The organism is Streptomyces sp. NPDC001406 (assembly GCF_042895285.1).
In the GTDB taxonomy this organism is placed as follows: domain Bacteria; phylum Actinomycetota; class Actinomycetes; order Streptomycetales; family Streptomycetaceae; genus Streptomyces.
Window position 1 is genome coordinate 179,066 of the sequence record NZ_JBIAWG010000013.1, and the last position, 19,256, is coordinate 198,321.

Sequence of the window (19,256 nt, forward strand, 5' to 3'; positions counted from 1 at the left end):
CGCGTGCCCTTGTGGCCCGCGCTCACCGGCGAGTAGCGTTGCCGCCCCGGCGTACGCGGGGAAACGGGAAACCGGCAGCGGTCCGCGGACAACCGAGTGTCGAAGGCTCGACGAGCATGGCGTCTGGAACGAGCAGGGCCCGCCCGGGTTCCTCCGACGGTGACCGCGCGGCATCGGCCCCCGGTCCGCCGGCCTCCGCGCCGCATGCCTTCACCGCGGACATCGCCCACGGTTCCCAGGTCAACAGCTCGGGCGGGAACACCCAGATCAACATTCACGGCGTTCCCTCGACCGCGGATCCCTGGCCCGTCGTCATCGGCGCTCTTCCGGCTCTGGCTTCGGCGTTCCAGCCCCGTGCGCGGTTACGTGACCAGCTGGTCTCCGGGCCATCGACGGCCACCGGCGTGGTACCGACCCAGGTGCTGGTCGGGGGAGGCGGCACCGGCAAGTCCCAGCTCGCCGCCTCATTCGCCTATCGGGCGCTCGATCCGCAGGGCGACAGGAGGGACGTCGTCATCTGGGTGACCGCCGTGGCGCGCGAGACCATCCAGCTGACCTACGCGGAGGCGGCACGTCGCCTGGCGATCCCTGGCACCACGGGGGACGATGTGGTGCACGACGCCGAAGTCCTGCTGTCCTGGCTGATGGCCGGGACGAAATCGTGGCTCGTCGTTCTCGACGACATCGCCGACATGCACGACGTGGACGACCTCTGGCCGCGCGGGCCCGGCGGCAGGGGGCACGTGGTCGCCACGACCCGGCGCAAGCATCCCGCGCTGAGCGGCGGAGGCAGGAGCGTGATCGACGTGAGGACGTTCCGGCCGGAGGAGTCGGCGGCCTATCTGCGTCAGCGGCTGTCCTCGGCAGGCTTCGGCCATCTACTGGACGGCTCGGTCGACGATCTCGCCGAGGCGCTCGGGCAGTTGCCGCTGGCGCTTTCCCACGCCGCCGCCTACCTGATCCGCAAACAGCGCTTCACCTGCTCCGACTACCTCGAGCGCTATGTGGAGCAGTCGGTGTCCCTGGCGGAATTGCTGCCCGGGTGGGCGGACACCGAGGCCTACGGGCGTCCCGTGGCGATCACCCTCACGCTCGGTCTGGAAGCCGCCGCCGCTCTGCCTCCCGAAGGCGCCGCCCGTGAAGTCATGCAGATGGCCGCCCACCTCGATCCGGCGGGTCATCCGGTGCGGGTGTGGGACACCGGGGCGGCAGCGGCACATGCGGCGCGAGCCAACCCTGGCGGCGAAGCCGTCTCGTTGCCGTCTCCGGACGACGTCTGGGAGGCATGTCTGGCGTTGCATTCCTACGGCCTGCTGCACATCGACTCGGCGGGCGGCCCACGCGCCGTGGGCGTGCACGCGGTGACCGCCCGCGCCGTACGGGAATCCGCCGAGCCGCGCGACCTCGCGCAGGCCGCGGACGCGGCGGCAGACGCTCTTGCCGAAATCTGGCCGGCCCACACCTACCTCGACGCCGATCTGGTGGCCGTGCTGCGCGCGAATGTCGACGCACTGTCGCGGTTGGCGGGGGACCATCTGTGGACGTCGGACCGGTATCGCCTGCTGTACCGCGCCGGTGACAGCCTGTTCGACGCCGGCTTGCAGGCCGCGGCGATCGGCTACTGGACGGAGATGGCCGCATCCGCCTCACGCCTCCTCGGCCCCGACCATCCCGAGATGCTGGCAGCCCGGGCCAGGATCGGGCGGGCCCAGGGCCACGCCGGAGATCCCGCAGCCGCCGTGCGCACATTGCGGCAGGTGGCGGCGGCACAATCCCGGCTGCTCGGCACGGAACATCCCAGTACCTTGGCCAGTCTGCAGGATCTGGCCCGATGGCGGGGACACGCCGGAGACGCGGGTGGCGCGCTGACCGCGACACAGGAGGTTCTCGCCACACGAGAACGCGTGCTGGGCCGGTTGCACCCCGACACTTTGGCGAGCCGTGCGACACTTGCCCGCTGGCGCGGCGAAACGGGTGACGCCACCGCTGCGGCAGAAGGCCTTGAAGAGGTTTTCGAGGACATGCTGGGGGCGCTGGGTGCCGATCATCCCGCCACGCTCAAGGCCCGCAACAACCTCGGCTACTGGCGTGGAGAGGCCGGAGACGCGGCGGGGGCGGCACAGGCGCTGGAGGCACTTCTGGAGGATCGTCTCAGGGTCCTCGGCCCGGACCATCCCGATACGCTCAACACCCGTAACAACGTGGCCTACTGGCGGGGGGAAGCGGGCGACAGCGCGGGCGCGGCACGAGCCCTCGATCAGCTCCTCGTCGACCGGACCCGGATCCTGGGTGCCGATCATCCGCACACCCTCGCCACCCGGAGCAACCTCGCGTACTGGCGGGGCAAGGCCGGGGACGCCAGGGGTGCCGCCGCAGCGTTCAGCGACCTGTTGCGCGACCGGATCAAGGTGCTCGGGCCCGATCACCCGGACGTGCTCGACACCCGGGCGAACCTGGCGCGTTGGAGCGGCGAGGCCGACGCAACGATCGACACGGCTGCCGGGTTCAAGGCGCTTCTCATCGACCGGCTGAGGGTCCTCGGTCCGGAGCATCCGGATACGCTCACCACGAGGCACGAGGTCGCGAGGTGGAGCGGACACGGAGGAGATCCCGAGGCGGCGGTGCGGGGCCTCGAAGACGTGTTGCCGGACCGTATCCGTATCCTCGGCGCCGATCACCCCGACACCCTCGCGACCCGCCATGAGCTCGCCCGTTGGCAGGCGGAGGCCGGTGACCTGGAGGCAGCCCTGACAGGATTGGCGGCCGTGCTGGCGGACCGGCTGCGTGTGCTGGGCACGGAGCATCCGCACACCCTCGTCAGTTATGCGGAACTGGGCCGGTGGCGAGCGGAGGCGGGTGATGTCGCCGGAGCGGTGTCAGCGCTGGAGAGCGCGGCGGCCGGCCGGTCCCGGGTGTTGGGAGACAACCACCCCGACACCCGGTCGGTCCGCACCGCACTGGACCGGCTGCGGCAGCGCGAAGAACAGGCATGAGGAGCTCCAGTCCGACTGTGTACTACGCAAGTTGCGCGAGCAACTTGTCGAACAGCGAGACGCCACACAGGTACAGGGCCGTGGTCTCCTCCTGCGCCGAGGAGTGGTGGGGCAGCATGGCCACGAAGTGCAATGCAGCCTGATACAGGGACTGCAGATACAGGCGCTCATCGCAGCGCGCCGCCAGCAGCACACCGAGATCCGTGTAACCCGGCACGTCCTCCGTGGCGAACTCGTACTCCGTTTCGCCTGTCCGGCGCAGCACGTACCGGCCCGCCATGACAGCGCCGTACTTTCCTTCGAGGGACTGCACGAGCTTGCCGTAGTCATAGGTGATCGGCAGCAGGGGGCCGCCTCGGGGATCGACCACCTCGGTGGATCCGCCATCGACGAGGATGTTGCCACAGTGCAGATCTCCGAACGTCACCCCGACCCGGTCGGGCGTCAAGTGGGCCACCAGGCGAGGATCTTCGAAGACGCGGCTCAGACACCGTGCCACACCAGGCATTGCCTCCCCGTTGATCGTGACGACAGCCGCGTCCAACAGCGTCCGCAGAAACGGAAACGCCCCTGCCTGCCGTCGCCGCCGCGCAAGACGCCGCTCAGCCAGTCGGTGCACCTGCGCCGGGCCGGCGTGACGTTGTGTGAGGTGGAACAGTTCGATGTCGCTGTCCAGGGCGCGCGTGACGTGACGCCCGAGCTCACCGGCCGACGCGCCGGCCAGCGCGAGATCGTCCACCGTGGAGCCGTCACCGAAGCACTTCAGCAGCAGGAACGACAGGCCCGGGCCACTGTGCCCGGTGATGAACAGACGTCTCGGGAGACCTCTTCGTGCCGCGTCTTGGTACCACTGGATCTCGTCCCGCATGGTCTGCGCGCGCCCGAACTCCACCTTGACCACATACGTCTCGCCGTCGGCGTGAACGTAGTAGAGGGTCGATGGTGTGTTGTGCGAACGCAGTGCCAACAGGAGCCGGTCACCCAGCATTTCGGCCAGCGAGGATTCCGCTCCAGGGACGGGACGGTGCGCCTGCTCCCGCAGCCGCCCTGCCAGAACAGACAGTTCCCCACGAGAGCGAAGCACGCGAGACACCCCCGTTTCCCCACGGCCCGACGACCGAGGGGCCTGTGACAACTCGTCCTAGCGACCGGCGCTCCGCACGAGGTCGACGAGATCGAAGCGGCGCCGGGCGGCCGACAGTTGCTCCCCCAGATCGGCCGCGGCGCGCCGGTACCCCGGCTCCTCCAGGATCTGCCGCACGCTGTTCAGCAGCCCCGCCGCGGTGATCTGCAAGGACCAGTGTCCGGCAAGCGGTGTCGACGGATGGACGGCGTCGTCGATCCGCCATTCGAGCGGACGGCGGTAGGCGGGGTACAGCATCCCCGCACCGTGCTGTTCGGCCCGTACCGCCCAGGCGGCCTCGGACGACGTCCAGGGCAGGCACAACACGGGAACCGACCGCTCCAGCGCGTGCACCAACGTGGTGCCCCCATGTGTGATCACCAGATCCGCCTCGTCGAGCAGAGCCAGATACCGCTGTGCCGGAACCATGCCGAGGAACGCGTCACCGCTACGGAAGTAGCGGGAGTACTGCTCACCCCCCAGAACGGCGAACTCGACGTTGCGCTCGGCTCTCACCGCCGCCGCGAGTGCCCGTGGGTAGGTCGACTCCGGCCGGTTGTTCCCCTCCGCCAGGTAGGAAACGACGAGCGGCTTACGACGCGTTCGGCGGCTCGGTGGTGTCGGCGGCGTCATGACGGGGCCTGTATGGACGTCGTTCGTGCGCTGCCGAAGCGGGTCCAGCACGGGGCAGCTCGGTATGAGATTGAGGTCTCCCTCGAAGGTCTCCCGCTCGTCCTGGTAGGGAGGCAGACCCCACTGCGCACGGCTGTGGTTGAAGCTCCGCAGACAGTCCGGAAGAGGGCGGTCACCCAACTCGTGCAGCTTCCACGCACCGAGCGAGGGCCCTGAACGCAGACCGTGCGCCATCGCCAGGGAGACGACCGGAACGCAGGCCGCGTCCGCCGCGGTCCGGAGGGTGTCGTGGTAGTCGTTGATCACCACATCGGGACGGAACGCTCGCAGAACCTCAAGCACTCGGGCGGTGTTGGCGGTGACGAAGTCCTGGTCGTCGAAGCCCAGAGCGAGGCGCCGCTGCGCGTGCCGGAAGGCGTGCGAATACACCGGCAGGGGCTTTGAAGGCCGCCGCCCACCCGGCCGGTTGTCCACCTCGGCGATATCGACATCAGGAGCGAGCGCGCGCACCCGGACGGCCTTCGCCCTGCTGGAGATGATCAGACAACGGTCGCCGCGTTCTTGCAGGAGCGTGGCCAGATGGGCCACCCGAGCCAGATGACCTTCCCCGCCGTCCCAGAAGGACAGGACTACCCGCAAGACCGACTCCCTTCGACGGTGATCGCCGACTGGACGCTCCCATGATTTTGCACGGATGTCATGTGATACGTAAGCGAGTTGGCTGTGCCGTATCCGGGATGCGTGCCCGCTGTGTTTCGCGCAGGACCGCCCAGGCATCCGCCACGGGACCCACGTGCCCGAGCTTGTCGGGGTTGCTGACCGTACGGATCGTCTGGATCCGCCCGTCGAGGATGTCCAGCGTCCAGGTGTTGAGGACCTTGCCGTCCCGGTCGCGGAAGATCGCGCCTGGCTGGCCGTTCACCTGGCGTGGTTCCACCACGCCGCCGATCCGCACGAACGGCGGGAGGAGCGGGACCCGGGACACATGGCCGACGCCGAAGAAGCCCCTGGCCCACTGCGGGGCCTTGCCGCCGCTGTCCGCGACCATCCGCACGTCGGCGGCGAGCCACTCCCGCAGCGCCTCGACATTCCCATCGGCGAAGGCGTCGAAGAACCGCATCGCGAGTTCCTCGCGCTCGTGCCGGTCGGCCTCGAACCTGGGTCGTCCTGCGTTCATGTGACGGCGCGCCCGCACCACCAGCTGACGGCAAGCCGCCTGCGAGCGGCCCACCGCCGAGGCGATGTCCGGGAAGCCGAACTCGAACACCTCCCGCAGCACGAACACCGCGCGCTCGAGCGGGGTGAGCCGTTCGAGCAGGAGCAGGGCCGCCATCGACACCGAGTCGGCGAGCTGGGCCGAGCGCTCGGGATCCTCGTACGGGTCGGTCAGCAGCGGCTCGGGGAACCACGGCCCGACATATTCTTCGCGTCGGACGCGAGCCGAGCGCAGCGTGTTGATCGAGATTCGGGTGACCACAGCGGACAGGTACGCCTTGGCGGAGATGGGGGGCGTCGGGGAAGCCTCGTAGCGCAACCAGGCTTCCTGCACGGCGTCTTCCGCCTCGCTCACACTGCCCAGGATTCGGTAGGCGATCGAGAACAACAGGGGCCGCAGCTCCTGGAACTCCTCGGCCCGGTTCACGCCAGCTCTGCCTGGAAACCCTGGCGCCAGGAGGGGTAGTGCGGTTGCCAGCCCAGTTCGTGCTTGGCCTTGGAGTTGGAGAAACCGCGCCCTTCGGTCATCATCACCACCGCCTGATCCCCAGCCAGCAGCCGGGCCAGCCAGACCGGGACCCGCATCGGCCGCTTCGCCCCCGCGCACGCCGCCAGGTGGGGCAGCCACTCGCTCGCCGGAGCCGGTTCGTCGTCGACGATGTTGAACACGCCCCTCGCCTTCTGCTCCACGGCCAGAACAGTGGCGCTCGCCGCGTCATCGAGATGCACCCACGAGCTGTAGCCGGTGCCGCGCCCCACGAGCGGGTACTGCCGCTTGCGCACCAGCTCGACCTGGTCGTCGATGGCCCCTGGCCCGTAAAAGGCGCCGTAGCGCAGGACCGCACCGCCGGCCTTGAGGACCACGTCCTCGACATGAAGCAACGCCTTCAACCCCACGTGCGCCGCAGTCCCCTCAAGCAGGTCCAGCGGGTCCTGCTCGGTCTTCACCCAACCGCCCTCGCGGATCCCGTTCCACGAGGCGTAACCCTGCGCGACGACGTGGGACACACCCGTCGCCTCAGCCGCCGCCATCAGGTGATCCGTACCCTCGGTGCGCAACCGGTTGGTCGTGGCGAACCACCGGTCCGGATGCTTGATATCGGGCTTGCCGGCGTGCGCCATCGAGATCGCGGTCATCTGGTGCACGATCACCTCCGGTCGGGCCTTGGCCACTGCCTCACCGACCGATGCCGCATCCAAACCGTCCATCACCACACCGTCCGCGCCCAGCTGCGCCAGCTCTCCCAGCTTCGCCGCGCTCGTGGTCGTAGCCGTCACCTGGTGGCCGCGGGCCAGGAGCTGCGGCACCAACCGCCGCCCCAGAACTCCGCTGCCGCCCGCCACGAACACCCGCATGACCATCACCCTCCAGCCGTAAGCGTCTGCCTTCGCTTCCTGAGACAAGACAGCCCGGCGATCTGTGACATGGGACGGGAGAGACTTGGCAGGGCGTCAGGCTTCTGCCCGTTGGGTGATGGCTGCCTCGGTGCGGTCTCCCAGGAACTCGTACCACCGGCGTTCCAGGCAGACGTAGCGCACATCCGCTTCGACGAGGCTGAGGAATCCCGACACGGTCTCGCTGAGACGTTGCTGCAGCCCCAGGTCGGCCAGCGTTCCGTCCTCGGCGAAGGCCTGGTAGCTGTCGGCCAGGCTGAACATGTCCGGGTAGACGCGGGTGCCCAGGTGTTCCAGGGGAATCCTCAGGGCCCACAGCCCGCGGTTCCCGCCGACCAGGGACGGCGAGGCGGAGACGAGCATCGCGTGCTTGGTCTTGAACGGCTGCGGCCGGACTCGGGAGACCCAGTCGATCGCGTTCTTCAGCACTCCCGGCAAGGAGGCGTTGTACTCCGGCGAGGAAATGACGACGGCGTCGCTCTGTTCGAGCCGGTCGCGCAGGGCGAGGGCGCCGGGCGGCAGCCCTTCGGTGGCTTCCACGTCACCGTCGTACAAGGGCATGTCGAAGTCGCGCATGGCGGCGAGGTCGACGGTGGCGCCGGTGTCGGAGATGAGCCGGGCCACGAGGGAGGCGAGGCGGGCGTTGGCCGAATCGGCCCGCAGCGCCGCGCCGAAGACCAGGACCCGCAGGGGGCCGGGGGACGTGTCCATGGTCATGGTCTGTCCTTCCGTCGTAGTCACACGCGTCCAACGGGGCGCCCCACTGACTAGTGTGGTTCCGAGACGGCCGCTGTGCGACCGACAGCCCCGGCGCCGGCTCCAGAGCGCCGGAACACCAGCATCTGTCGCGCATCCGTGCTGGTCGGTCGCGGTGCTGAATGTCCCGTTCGCAGGCTTCCCACGGGGACCGTGGATCGTGGACGCCAGGCGGTTCTACGCGTCCTTCAGCGCCGCGTATGCTCGCTCGACCTCGCCCAGGTACTGCTCCAGCCGGAAGCGAGCTTCCTCGATGGGCCTGCCGTCGGGGCCCGGGTACATCAGGTCGGACCAGATGATCGTCTCGCCCCGGAGCTCGATCCGGATGGTCAGGCCGCCCGGCCCTGGCTCGGGCAGTTCCTCGCGCGCCACATCCACCGTCCGCGGCATGTCCGTCGGATAGAGCGGTCCGCCCGGGCGGAGCAGTCGCCCTGGGCTGCGGCCGGCCATGCAGCTGTCGCTGCGCGCCACCACGTCGAGGCCATCGACGAAGAGGTACGTGTGCGCGGCGGCACATGCCGACGGCCCAGGACACGCGCTGATGAGCAGCGTGCTCACCGCACCCTCGCTGCGCCGGTCGGGCACGGTGCCCCGCACCCTGTACGGGGACCTACGCGGCATCCGCCCGATGTGACGTCATGGGCCGATCGTAGCCGCTACGCAGCACCAGTTGGGAGGATCGCGTCATCGTCTCCGGTTCGAGCCGACGGGACGATGGGTCAGCGATCGGGGGTGAGAACCGGCTTGATGTCCAGGACCGGAGTCCCGTCGAGGGCTTCGAGGTTGCGGACGTGGATGCGTGGGCCGGCAATGGACAGGATGTGGACGGTGTGCAGGCCGATCGGGTTGGGACGGTCGGGTGAGCGGGTGGCGAAGACGCCGGTGATACGGCGGGTGGTGTCGCCGCGCGGGCGGACGGCGAGCGTGTCGCGGTCGGCACGGTCGAGCCAGGTGAGCAGCAGTACGTCGGTGCCCGGGGTGAGGCCGTCCACGGCGGAGGCGTACTCGTCGTCTAGGACGAGCCAGGCGTCGGGTGCTCCCTCGTCGGCTTGGCGCGGTGCGGCCGCCCGGTCCTTGAGCGGCGACTCGACGTGACCGATCGGGCGCAACAGGTATGCGGTCAAGGGTCCCTCTTCCTTCTCTGCAGTCTCGGTGCGGGACGGCGAGTTGTGCCGGTGGCGCGCCTGTCCGCCCGTGTGTTGTCGGGACCTCATCCTCGCGGACAGACGGCCAACGGCCCTCGTTACGCTTCGGTTGTTCGGCTCATCGAATCATTCACGGATGCAGGGCCAAGGCGGGGGAAGACACATGGCATATCGGCGCGCGCTGATACCGGCACTGGTCGGAGGCCTGCTCATCACGCTGTTGCTGTGGTGGGCGGGGGCGAGTGATCTGGCACTGCAACTGCGCGGCAGCACGAGCGTGTTCGATGTGCAGTCCGCGAGCGAACTCCGGCGATGGCTTGCGCCCTGGTCGTACGACCCCCCGATGACGCTGCTGTCCGACGGGCCTGTTGACGCGGGCACGAGCGGGGGCGAGGGCACGGCTCTGAGCGGCGGCACCCAGTACGCCGGTCTGTACGTCACCGCGCTGCAGATCAGATTCGTGGCCGTCTTCGTGTTCTTCCTGGCCGGCGCGCTGCTCCTGGTCCGCAGGATTCCGCCGACGCAGGGCCGTACGCCGGCCACGCTGCTCGCGCTGTGGGCCTGGGGCCCGGTGGCCGGAACACTGGCCGTGACGGTCTCCGCGCCTTGGCTGATCGCGTCCCGGGGGCACGGCAGCTATCGGTTCCTGCCGCAGCTGGCGGGTGTGATCGCGTCGAGCGGGCCGGTCGTGGTGTTCGTCTCGCTGATGACCGCCCCGCTCACGGTGCTTGTGGCGAGTGTGGCCGCCAGGGGTGAGGAGCCACTGCCCCGTCGCAGTGTGCCGCCGCGTGCCGCCCGGCTGGCCGCGAGTGTGGGGACCGGTGTGATCGCGGTGTCGCTGGTGTTCCTTTCGTACCAATCGGTGGCGGCCTGGATCCAGACCTCGTTCAGCGGCGCAGGGTTGTGGTCCGAGCCCGGCGACCTGCTGCGTGAGTGGCTGCTGCTCGGCAGCTGGACGGGCCCGACGACCACGCCGCTCGGCGACTGGCTGCTGTACCGGGTCGCCGACGTGGTCATGCTGGCCGTGGTGTGGTGGGCGCTGCGGCTGCTGCCCGGCCTGCTCACCCGGACCACGGTGCCGGCGATGGCGGCGGGCGCGGTGTGCGCAACCGTGCTGGGTCTGCTGGCAAGCCAAGTGCTGCACATGACGATGGACGACACCGCCACCGTGTGGGGGCCTGTGTATGTGTTCTCAAAGCTCGGCGACGACGTCCCGGCCGCTGTCACCTTCGGCATCACGGCCGGGATCGCGGCCCTTGTGACACTACGGCTGGCCGGTGACCGTGACACCGGCACAGTCACCGGCGCTGGAACGCCTGACGCTCTGTCACAAGATCGGCAAGCGTGATCCCCTCCCGATAGGTTGCCGAGGGCAGGAATCAGCCGTTGCCCGCATGCGAGCGGAAGGCACAGGAGTATGGGCGTCGCACTGTTCACGCTCGGCGGCACGATATCGATGACTGGTCACACCCCGGGCGTCGAAGGCGGACCGGTGGTCAGCCGGTTGAACGGAGCCGACCTCGCCGCGGCCGTGCCCGGGCTCGACCAGCTCGGAACGGCCCTGGACATCCACGACATCGAGGCAGTCCCCAGCGCGAATCTGACGTTCGCGCACGTCCTGACCCTGGTGGAATCCGCGTCGCAGGCGGTCCGGACCGGGGCCTGCGGGGTGGTGGTCACCCAGGGGACCGACACTCTGGAAGAGACCGCGTTTCTCATCGACCTGGTCTGGCCGCACGCCGAGCCGTTCGTGCTGACCGGGGCCATGCGCAACCCGACACTCGCGGGACACGACGGCCCGGCGAACCTGCTCGCCGCCGCCCGCACCGCCGTCTCTTCCGCGAGCCGGGGCCTGGGAGCGCTGGTCGTGTTCAACGACGAGATCCACGCGGCCCGCTGGGTGCGCAAAACCCACAGCACCAGCACCGCCACCTTCGCCTCGCCCAACACCGGCCCGATCGGTCACGTCATCGAAGGCCACGCCCGAGTACTCATGGCCCCCGCACGCCGCCGCGCGCCGTACCCGCGGCCTGAAGCGCTGGACAAGACTCGGGTCGCGCTGCACACCGTCACCCTCGACGAGGACGCGGACATCCTCACCGCCATCGCCGGGGCGAGCCATGGACTGGTCATCGCCGGCTTCGGAGTCGGGCATGTCCCGAGCAAACTCGCCGATCTCCTGGGAACTCTGGCCGAACGCATGCCCGTCGTGCTCACCTCCCGCACCGGCAGCGGATCCGTTCTGCGGCACACCTACGGCGCCATCGGCTCGGAGACCGACCTGCAACGCCGCGGCCTCATCAACGGCGGCCTTCTCGACCCGTACAAGGCCCGGATCCTCCTCCGGCTCCTGCTGGCCGGCGGTGCCGATCGCGAGGCAATCACCGCAGCCTTCGCCGAGCACGGCTGAACCCAGGATGCCGACACCCGGGTGCTCGCACTGTGACGCAGCGTGACACGGTCGCCGCTGTCGGGTCGGCCCTTTCCGGGGCCTGGAGAGTGCCGGAGGAGCGCCTGGAGCGTGATGCCACCCATAGGACCCAGATCACGTCCTACCCGGCATCGTAGAGTCGCCCTGCCATGAGCAGGCTCTAAAGCCGCCAGAATGGCCAATTTCGGACATTTCTCCTTAGTCGGGTAGTACGTCACATTCTTGCGCCCGCTTCCGCCCGCCGCTAACCATGTCTGTCGTCGCCGCAAGCTGCGGGACGGACCGGATGTACATCGCCGGGCCGGCCAGCACTCGCACGGCAGCACGGGGCCCTCGCCCCGACGCCCTACAGGCCGCGACCGATACCGGCCGGCGCCTCTAAGACGTCCTACAGGAGAGTCCCTTCTCATGACCGCGATCACCGCCCCCCGCCGCCTTGCCCGCCTGCGCACCCTCGCCCTGACCGGCCTCGCCACCACCGGCGCCGCGGCCGCCGCTCTCACGCTGATGCCGGCCTCCGCGCAGGCCGCCGAAGCACCGCAGGCCGCCCACAGCGTCACGGCTCCCTCTCGCGACAGCAACACCGACCCCAAGGGCACCACCGGCACCGCGGGGAACCTCGACGGCTGGATCAAGCAGTCGCTGGCCATCATGAAGGCGAAGGGCATCCCCGGCAGCTACGACGGCCTGCACCGCAACATCATGCGTGAGTCCGGCGGCAACCCCAACGCCCAGAACAACTGGGACGTCAACGCGCAGAACGGCATCCCGTCCAAGGGCCTTCTGCAGGTGATCCAGCCCACCTTCAACGCCTACCACGTCGCCGGCACCGCTCAGAGCGTCACCGACCCGGTGGCGAACATCACCGCCGCCGCCAACTACGCCGCTCAGCGCTACGGTTCCATCGACAACGTCAACTCCGCGTACTGACCCGGCCCACGCTCGGACGACGACGAAGTCGGCATGGGTGTGACAACCACCGTCACGCCACTTTCGTCGGCAGCCCGCGCGGTGACCCGGACCGTCGCGGCCTTCCCCGCCGGCACGACGGCGGGCCGGGCAGTCGCCGGGCCGATGACCACGACCCGCCGGCCCACCGGAGCCGGGGGCAGGGACAGTTCGGTCGTGCTGCCGCGCTGTGGTTCGTAGCTGAGCCGGTAGGTGTGTGTGGCCGGGCTGTAGCTGTCGACCTGGACCTCGCCCGCAACAGCCCGGGCGTACGGACGGACGGTTCGCTCCTTGTTGGGGCGCAGCCGGCCGTTCACGTCCATCGCGCAGTACCCCCCGCCGTAACACCACTCCCAACCTGCCCAGCCGCCGCTGTAGCGGTCCATGGACGCCAGGGCGTCGTCATAGAAGCGGCCCATGTGGGGCAGGTCGCCGTTCAACGGCCCCCACTCACCGACGACGACCGGGATACCGTGCTCGTGCGGATAGTCGACCACGGCGGTCTCGTAAGCCTCCAGCCAGCCACTGTCCGGGTCGTAGTCCCCGCCCGCCTCCATGGCCGCGTTGTACAGGTGCGGGGCGTACACCACCTTCGGGTCGTCGATCCGGCCCAGACCTGTCGGCACGCCCTCGCCCACGATCGGCGTCGGCTCCACGAACAGCCAGCCGTCCGTGTCGACCTGCCGGACGGCGTCGGCAATGCGGTTGTACATCGGGGTGAGCTGTCGGGACTCGATGCGCCTCGCGGCGGTCGGCAGGTCCTCGTCCGCGTTGATGCGCCCCATCGGCTCGTTGATCAGGTCGTAGCCGAGAACCGCAGGGTGCCCGCCGAACCGTTCGGCAAGCAACCGCCACATACGGGCCTGCGCCCTCCTCAGGTCGGCGTCTTGGTAGAGGTGCTGGAACGCGGCCTGCACTGCCGGCTCGAAGTACTCGGAGAACCAGTCGTCCGGGTGCGGTGTGAACGGCAGCCCGTCCGTGCGCGTCGCCCACTCGGGGATTCCGCGATGTCCGAAACGGGGCCCGAACACGTCTTGGTGAGCATCGATCACCACATGGATCCGGTACCGGTGGGCCCAGTTCAGTAGCTGCTCGATCTTGCGCAGGTACTGTCGGCTGTAGCGGCCGGGTTCCGGTTCGAGGTCGTCCCAGAACACCAGCAGCCGGGCGAAGTCGAAGCCCTGCGCCGCCATGTCGCGGAAGTGCCGCTCGGTGATCGCGGACAGCGCGTCGGCACCGCGGTGTGCCTTGTCCCCGACGTTCCAGCCCCGCAGGGTGAGCACTCTGCCCCGGTCATCGGTCAGCCTCGTCCCGGGCGTCGGCTCGACGGAACCCGCGTGCGCGGGGCCGGGAAGCAGCACGGCCGCGAGCAGTGCCAGGGCAGCCATGGCGGCGACCGCGTACCTGCGCATCAACACCTCCGGCTCATGGCGCGACGTCGCGCCGAGTGCGGACGTACTCGACTCCGCAGCGAGCGAACCGGGTTGGCCGGCGGTCGACAAAGGCAGAAACCGGACGAAGTGAGGCTCGGGCGGCCTTGGTCGGTTGCCGGGGGACGGGGGAGGAGGGGCATGCGACACCGCGCCCCGGATTCGTCCTCCGGGGCGCGTGCGGGTGTTCGCCCTGCCTCTACTTGGTGAGGGAAGCCAACTTGGGGTCGCCGGCGTAGGCTTCGGCCGCGTTCTCCTTGGTCACGATGACCGGCGGGAGGAGGTAGGCCGGGACGACCTTGGTGCCGTTGTTGTACGACTTGGTGTCGTTGATCTTCGGCTTGTCGCCCTTCTGCAGGGACTCGACCATGCCGACGGTCTCGGCGACGAGCTTGCGGGTGTCCTTGTTGATGGTCGAGTACTGCTCACCGGCCATGATCGACTTGACCGACTCGACCTCGGAGTCCTGACCCGTGACGACCGGGACCGGCTTGCCCGCGCCCTTCACCGAGGTGATGATCGCGCGGGCGAGGGTGTCGTTCGGCGACAGAACGCCGTCGAGCTTCTTGCCGCCGTTGTAGGTCGAGGTCAGCAGCGAGTCCATGCGCTGCTGCGCGTTCTCGGCCTTCCAGCCCTGGATCGCGGTCTGCTTGATGCCCTTCTGCCCCGAGCCGACAACGATGTCGCCCTTGTCGATGTAGGACTTGAGCACGCTCATCGCACCATCGAAGAAGACCTTGGAGTTGTTGTCGTCCGGCGACCCGGAGAACATCTCGATCGTCCACGGCCCCTTCGGCTTCTTCGCCTTCATGCCGTCGACGAGGGCCTGTCCCTGCAACTGACCGACCTTGAAGTTGTCGAACGCGACGTAGTAGTCGACGTCGGGGGTGTTGGTGATGAGCCGGTCGTAGGCGATGACGGTCGCTCCGGCCTGCTTGGCCTGCGCGACCTGAGTGGCGAGCTGCGAGGCGTCGGTCGCTCCGATGACGATCACCTTCGCGCCCTTGGTGACCATGGAGGAGATCTGCGACTGCTGATCGGCGACGGTGGTCGAGGCGCCCGCGTACTGTACGTCGGTCTTGAAGCCCGCCTTCTTGAGGCCGTCGGTGAACAGGTCACCGGCGAGTACCCAGTTCTCCGACGTCTTGGCCGGCAGCGCGACACCGATGAGGGAGTCCTGCGCGAAGCCCTTGGCGTGATTGCCGCCGGAGCTGCCGGAGCCCTCACGCTCGTTGGAGCATGCCGTGCCCAGGGCGAGCAATGCGACGGCGCCGGCCGCGGCGATGCCTCTGGTGATGATTCTGCGCATGGTGAGATGAGCCCTTCTTGCAGTGGTGCGGAGGTCGAGCTTGCAGTGGTGCGGAGGTCGAGCGCCGTGGTGTACGGCGGCTTCGGTCGGGGCCTGACGGTCAGCCTGCGACCGGAGCCTTGTCGGGGTCGGAGCTCGGAGCCGGTGGTTCGACCGGGGTGGCCGGCTCCTCCTTCCGGAACGGACCCATGAGCGATCCAATGATCGAGAAGCGTCCCTGACGCTTGCTGTACACGTCGAACGCGACGGCGAGGAGGAGGACCAGGCCCTTGATGATCTGGACCATGTCGGAGCCGACGCCCTCCAGTTGCAGACCGTTGTTGAGTAGGGCCATGACGAGACCACCAACGATCGAGCCGCTGATCGTGCCGAGGCCGCCGGAGACCGCCGCGCCGCCGATGAAGACGGCCGCGATGGCGTCGAGTTCCCAGCTCAGACCGTCCTGCGGGCCGGAAGCCGCGGACCGCGCGACGAAGATCATGCCGGCCAGGGCGGCCAGGACGGACATGTTCATCATGACGAGGAAGTTGACCCGCTTGAGCTTCACACCCGACAGCTCGGCCGCACGGGCGTTGCCGCCCACGGCGTAGATGTGCCGTCCGCCGATGGTGTTGCGGGTGTAGTACGAGTAGGCGAGCACCAGGACGATGAGGATGATGCCGGAGATCGGCAGGCTGGTGCCGATGCGGCCGCCGGCGAAGCGCAGCGTGGCGAAGACGATGACACCCAGCATCACGGCCAGGCGGACCACCGTGATCCACAGCGGCGCGACGTCCGCCTTCATCTCACGCCGGGTCTGACGTGCCCTCCACTCGCGCCACACCATGCCGGCACAGGCGGCCAGACCGAGCAGCAGCGTCAGGTTGTTGTATCCGGTGTCCGGTCCCACCTCGGGCAGGAAGCCGGCACCGATCTTGCGGAACCCGGCGGGCACCGGCACCGTGTCGGCGTTGCCGATGTACTGGTTGCCGCCGCGGAACAGCATCATCCCGGCCAGGGTCACGATGAACGCCGGCACTCCCACGTATGCGACCCAGAACCCCTGCCACGCGCCGATCAGCGCGCCGACGAGCAGGCCGAGCAGGATGCCCACCGGCCATGGCAGCGAGTGCTCCTGCATCGCCTTGGCGACGACGATGCCGGTGAATGCCGCAACGGAGCCGACCGAGAGGTCGATGTGCCCGGCGACGATCACCATCAGCATGCCGATGGCCAGGATCAGGATGTAGGAGTACTGGCTGACGACCGCGATGAGGTTGCCGGAGGTCAGGGTCAGGCCTGCGGTCCAGATCTGGAACAGCAGGACGATCGCCACGAGAGTGAAGATCATCCCGAACTGGCGGGCGTTGGAGGTCGTGCCTCCGAAGAGGTTCTTCTGCAGCTCTTTGATTCGGCTCATGAGGTTGGGCTCTTCTTCGTAGCGGTCATCTGCTTCATCAGGAGTTCCGGGTCGGCATCACGGCGGTCCACCTCGCCGGTGATGGTGCCTTCGAACACCGTGTAGATGCGGTCGCACAGTCCGATGAGCTCCGGCAGCTCCGAGGAGATGACGACGACGCCCTTTCCCTGGCCGACGAGCCGCTGGATGATCCCGTAGATCTCGTACTTGGCCCCGACGTCGATGCCGCGTGTCGGCTCGTCGAGAATGAGCAGGTCCGGATCGGTGAACATCCACTTCGCCAGGACGACCTTCTGCTGGTTGCCGCCGGAGAGCTTCACGACACCCTCGTCGATGCTGGGGGTCTTGATCCTCAGACTCCCGCGGTACTCCTCGGCGATGCGATGTTCGCGCACCGGATCGATGACCCCGCGCCTGGCGATCTTCGACAGCTTGGCGGACACCATCGAGGTCTTGATGTCGTCCAGCAGATTGAGCCCGATCGACTTGCGGTCCTCACTGACATAGGCGAGGCCGTGCCGGATGGCGGACGCCACCGACTTCAGCTGGATCTCCTTGCCGTCCTTGAAGACCCGGCCGGACAGGTATGTGCCGTATGAACGGCCGAACAGGCTCATCGCGAGCTCGGTACGACCCGCACCCATCAGGCCGGCGAAGCCGACGATCTCGCCGCGCCGGACGTTGAAGGACGAACCCTTGCACACGAGCCGGTCGTCCGAACTCGGGTGCCGCACGGTCCAGTCGCGGACCTCGAAGAACACCTCGCCGATACCGGGCACGTGGTCGGGGAACCGGCTGCTGAGCTCACGGCCGACCATCCCGCGCACGATACGGTCCTCGTCGACGCCGTCGGCCTTGACGTCGAGGCTCTCGATGGTGCGGCCGTCGCGCAGGATCGTGATGGTGTCGGCGACCGCCTCGATCTCGTTCAGCTTGTGCGAGATGATGATCGAGGTGATGCCCCGCTCCCGGAAGCCGCGCAGCAGATCGAGCAGGTGCTGGGAGTCGGTCTCGTTGAGCGCCGCGGTCGGCTCGTCGAGGATGAGCAGTCGCACGTCCTTCGCGAACGCCTTGGCGATTTCCACGAGTTGCTGCTTGCCGACGCCGATGTCCTTGATCAGCGTGTCGGGGTCCTCCTGGAGCCCGACACGCTCCATCAGCTCCAGCGCCCGGCGCTGAGCGGCCTTCCAGTCGATCGCACCGCGTCTGCGCGGCTCGTTGCCGAGGAAGATGTTCTCGGTGATCGACATGCCGGGCACCAGCGCCAGCTCCTGGTGGATGATCGCAATGCCGGCCTGCTCACTGGCCCGGATGTCCTGGAAGCGGACCTCGCTACCCCGGTAGCGGATCTCGCCGGTGTAGCTGCCGTACGGGTGCACGCCGCTCAGCACCTTCATCAGCGTGGACTTGCCGGCGCCGTTCTCCCCGCAGAGCGCATGGATCTCGCCCTCCCGCACGACCAGGTTGACGTCGGCGAGCGCCTTCACACCGGGGAACGTCTTGGTGATCCCCCGCATCTCCAGCAAGGGCGGTGCCTGGGTCATGAGCAGGACTCCGCGGTGCGGAGCCCGCCACGGCCTTGACTCATCAGAACTCCTTCGTTCGGCCCGCCGGCAGCTTCGGGGTGCTCCGGGGCGGAGCAGCGCGGGTCTTGACAACGTTGTCACCAGTCTGGGGACAACGTTGTCAGATTTCCCGCATGGAGGCTTTCAGGCCGAGGAGCCGGTGTCAATACATGGCCTGCGCCCTGGCCTGAGTCGAGATGTGACGGCAACATCCTCCCGCCTGTGCGGCTACGACTCACGTGCCTGGGCCGACGAGGCCGACGAGTTCGAGGACCTGAAGACGGCGGATGCCGTCATCGTGTACGAGAACGGCTGCGGCTTCTCCCACGTGCAGGCGGCGGTCGACAAGCGCGGCTACGTCTTCCTCGGCACTGCTACCGCGGTCTGTCGCGATCCGGCTCCGAACGTGAGCGCCTACGCGACCCAGCAGCAGACATTCTGGCCCTGGCGTCGGGCGCTGCTGACAAGAGCGGCCAGATCGCTCAGGATCACTGCGGCGATCTCCGTGTCGATGACCTCGCCGTCCTCCGCGCGCTGCGCGGCCCACGAGACGGCGACATCCAGCAACTCGGACCGCTCGGCATCGGCGAGTGCGGCAGCCAGGCGAGGCGAGATCGCGAAGACGACGCACCCGTCATTGTCCTGGTCGGCGACGATACGAGGCTCGCCGGCTTCGACGAGTTCCTCGAAGCTGCCCCCTGCAAGAAGGCACTCCCACTCGACCACAGACCCTTCGGGATCGAAGTTGCCGAAGGAGAGCGACTCGGCACGTCCTGGCCCTGTCCGAAGAGCCAAAGCCGCAGACGCGTCATCCGGCGCCACGAAGAACTCGACGATGATGCTCACTGAGGCATCATGCCTGACCGCCTACGTCCATGATCGGCCGGACAGGCCATAGAGGTGTCCTTTCGGAT

16 protein-coding genes are annotated in these 19,256 nt (G+C 68.4%); 4 read left to right on the forward strand and 12 right to left on the reverse strand.

The window, feature by feature from the left end:
• Window positions 1–116: 116 nt before the first annotated feature.
• Window positions 117–2,993 (forward strand): tetratricopeptide repeat protein, encoded by a 2,877-nt coding sequence (locus ACFY1J_RS30380; RefSeq protein WP_390732324.1) that lies wholly within the window; start codon window positions 117–119, stop codon window positions 2,991–2,993.
• Between the two features lie 22 nt (window positions 2,994–3,015).
• Here ACFY1J_RS30380 and ACFY1J_RS30385 read toward each other — a convergent pair whose 3' ends face one another.
• The 7 genes from ACFY1J_RS30385 to tsaA form a co-directional block, all read right to left on the reverse strand.
• Complete coding sequence (locus tag ACFY1J_RS30385) at window positions 3,016–4,077, reverse strand: phosphotransferase (protein ID WP_390711082.1); 1,062 nt, start codon at window positions 4,075–4,077, stop codon at window positions 3,016–3,018.
• 57 nt (window positions 4,078–4,134) lie between these two features.
• Window positions 4,135–5,388 (reverse strand): glycosyltransferase, encoded by a 1,254-nt coding sequence (locus ACFY1J_RS30390; protein ID WP_390711081.1) that lies wholly within the window; start codon window positions 5,386–5,388, stop codon window positions 4,135–4,137.
• Window positions 5,389–5,446: 58 nt separating this feature from the next.
• Window positions 5,447–6,391, reverse strand: coding sequence for an RNA polymerase sigma-70 factor (locus tag ACFY1J_RS30395; protein WP_390711080.1), 945 nt, complete (start codon window positions 6,389–6,391; stop codon window positions 5,447–5,449).
• Window positions 6,388–7,326, reverse strand: a complete 939-nt coding sequence (locus ACFY1J_RS30400) for an NAD-dependent epimerase/dehydratase family protein (protein WP_390711243.1) — start codon at window positions 7,324–7,326, stop codon at window positions 6,388–6,390. The genes ACFY1J_RS30395 and ACFY1J_RS30400 overlap by 4 nt, the downstream gene beginning before the upstream one ends.
• 90 nt (window positions 7,327–7,416) lie before the next feature.
• A complete protein-coding gene (locus ACFY1J_RS30405) occupies window positions 7,417–8,076 on the reverse strand; it encodes an NADPH-dependent FMN reductase (protein ID WP_390711079.1) in 660 nt (219 codons plus the stop codon).
• Between the two features lie 216 nt (window positions 8,077–8,292).
• Complete coding sequence (locus ACFY1J_RS30410) at window positions 8,293–8,700, reverse strand: hypothetical protein (protein ID WP_390711078.1); 408 nt, start codon at window positions 8,698–8,700, stop codon at window positions 8,293–8,295.
• A 134-nt stretch (window positions 8,701–8,834) separates the two neighbouring features.
• Window positions 8,835–9,239 (reverse strand): tRNA (N6-threonylcarbamoyladenosine(37)-N6)-methyltransferase TrmO, encoded by a 405-nt coding sequence (gene tsaA / locus ACFY1J_RS30415; RefSeq protein ID WP_390711077.1) that lies wholly within the window; start codon window positions 9,237–9,239, stop codon window positions 8,835–8,837.
• A 184-nt stretch (window positions 9,240–9,423) separates the two neighbouring features.
• Between tsaA and ACFY1J_RS30420 the strand changes: the two genes are divergently transcribed.
• From ACFY1J_RS30420 to ACFY1J_RS30430, 3 genes are all read left to right on the forward strand, one after another.
• Window positions 9,424–10,608 carry a hypothetical protein gene (locus ACFY1J_RS30420; RefSeq protein WP_390711076.1) on the forward strand — a complete coding sequence of 395 codons (1,185 nt, stop codon included), beginning with the start codon at window positions 9,424–9,426 and terminating at the stop codon, window positions 10,606–10,608.
• Between the two features lie 69 nt (window positions 10,609–10,677).
• On the forward strand, window positions 10,678–11,670 hold the full coding sequence (locus ACFY1J_RS30425; protein ID WP_390711075.1) for an asparaginase: 993 nt from the start codon (window positions 10,678–10,680) through the stop codon (window positions 11,668–11,670).
• A 429-nt stretch (window positions 11,671–12,099) separates the two neighbouring features.
• Window positions 12,100–12,621 carry a transglycosylase SLT domain-containing protein gene (locus ACFY1J_RS30430; RefSeq protein ID WP_390711074.1) on the forward strand — a complete coding sequence of 174 codons (522 nt, stop codon included), beginning with the start codon at window positions 12,100–12,102 and terminating at the stop codon, window positions 12,619–12,621.
• Here ACFY1J_RS30430 and ACFY1J_RS30435 read toward each other — a convergent pair.
• From ACFY1J_RS30435 to ACFY1J_RS30455, 5 genes are all read right to left on the reverse strand, one after another.
• Window positions 12,585–14,051 (reverse strand): cellulase family glycosylhydrolase, encoded by a 1,467-nt coding sequence (locus ACFY1J_RS30435; protein ID WP_390711073.1) that lies wholly within the window; start codon window positions 14,049–14,051, stop codon window positions 12,585–12,587. The genes ACFY1J_RS30430 and ACFY1J_RS30435 overlap by 37 nt on opposite strands.
• Before the next feature lie 217 nt (window positions 14,052–14,268).
• On the reverse strand, window positions 14,269–15,378 hold the full coding sequence (locus ACFY1J_RS30440) for a substrate-binding domain-containing protein (protein WP_390711072.1): 1,110 nt from the start codon (window positions 15,376–15,378) through the stop codon (window positions 14,269–14,271).
• A 100-nt stretch (window positions 15,379–15,478) separates the two neighbouring features.
• Entirely contained in the window at window positions 15,479–16,777 is a 1,299-nt protein-coding gene (gene mmsB, locus ACFY1J_RS30445) for a multiple monosaccharide ABC transporter permease (RefSeq protein WP_390711071.1), read from the reverse strand.
• Entirely contained in the window at window positions 16,774–18,321 is a 1,548-nt protein-coding gene (mmsA, locus tag ACFY1J_RS30450) for a multiple monosaccharide ABC transporter ATP-binding protein (RefSeq protein ID WP_390711070.1), read from the reverse strand. The genes mmsB and mmsA overlap by 4 nt, the downstream gene beginning before the upstream one ends.
• Window positions 18,322–18,756: 435 nt before the next feature.
• On the reverse strand, window positions 18,757–19,188 hold the full coding sequence (locus ACFY1J_RS30455; protein ID WP_390711069.1) for a hypothetical protein: 432 nt from the start codon (window positions 19,186–19,188) through the stop codon (window positions 18,757–18,759).
• Window positions 19,189–19,256: the final 68 nt, after the last annotated feature.

Excerpts from the sequence above, each read along its gene's own strand:
- ACFY1J_RS30380 (WP_390732324.1), top strand. The coding sequence starts at position 117 with ATGGCGTCTGGAACGAGCAGGGCCCGCCCGGGTTCCTCCGACGGTGAC.
- ACFY1J_RS30400 (WP_390711243.1), bottom strand. The coding sequence starts at position 7,326 with ATGGTCATGCGGGTGTTCGTGGCGGGCGGCAGCGGAGTTCTGGGGCGG.
- ACFY1J_RS30405 (WP_390711079.1), bottom strand. The coding sequence starts at position 8,076 with ATGACCATGGACACGTCCCCCGGCCCCCTGCGGGTCCTGGTCTTCGGC.
- ACFY1J_RS30420 (WP_390711076.1), top strand. The coding sequence starts at position 9,424 with ATGGCATATCGGCGCGCGCTGATACCGGCACTGGTCGGAGGCCTGCTC.
- ACFY1J_RS30425 (WP_390711075.1), top strand. The coding sequence starts at position 10,678 with ATGGGCGTCGCACTGTTCACGCTCGGCGGCACGATATCGATGACTGGT.
- ACFY1J_RS30430 (WP_390711074.1), top strand. The coding sequence starts at position 12,100 with ATGACCGCGATCACCGCCCCCCGCCGCCTTGCCCGCCTGCGCACCCTC.
- ACFY1J_RS30435 (WP_390711073.1), bottom strand. The coding sequence starts at position 14,051 with ATGCGCAGGTACGCGGTCGCCGCCATGGCTGCCCTGGCACTGCTCGCG.
- ACFY1J_RS30440 (WP_390711072.1), bottom strand. The coding sequence starts at position 15,378 with ATGCGCAGAATCATCACCAGAGGCATCGCCGCGGCCGGCGCCGTCGCA.
- mmsB (WP_390711071.1), bottom strand. The coding sequence starts at position 16,777 with ATGAGCCGAATCAAAGAGCTGCAGAAGAACCTCTTCGGAGGCACGACC.
- mmsA (WP_390711070.1), bottom strand. The coding sequence starts at position 18,321 with ATGACCCAGGCACCGCCCTTGCTGGAGATGCGGGGGATCACCAAGACG.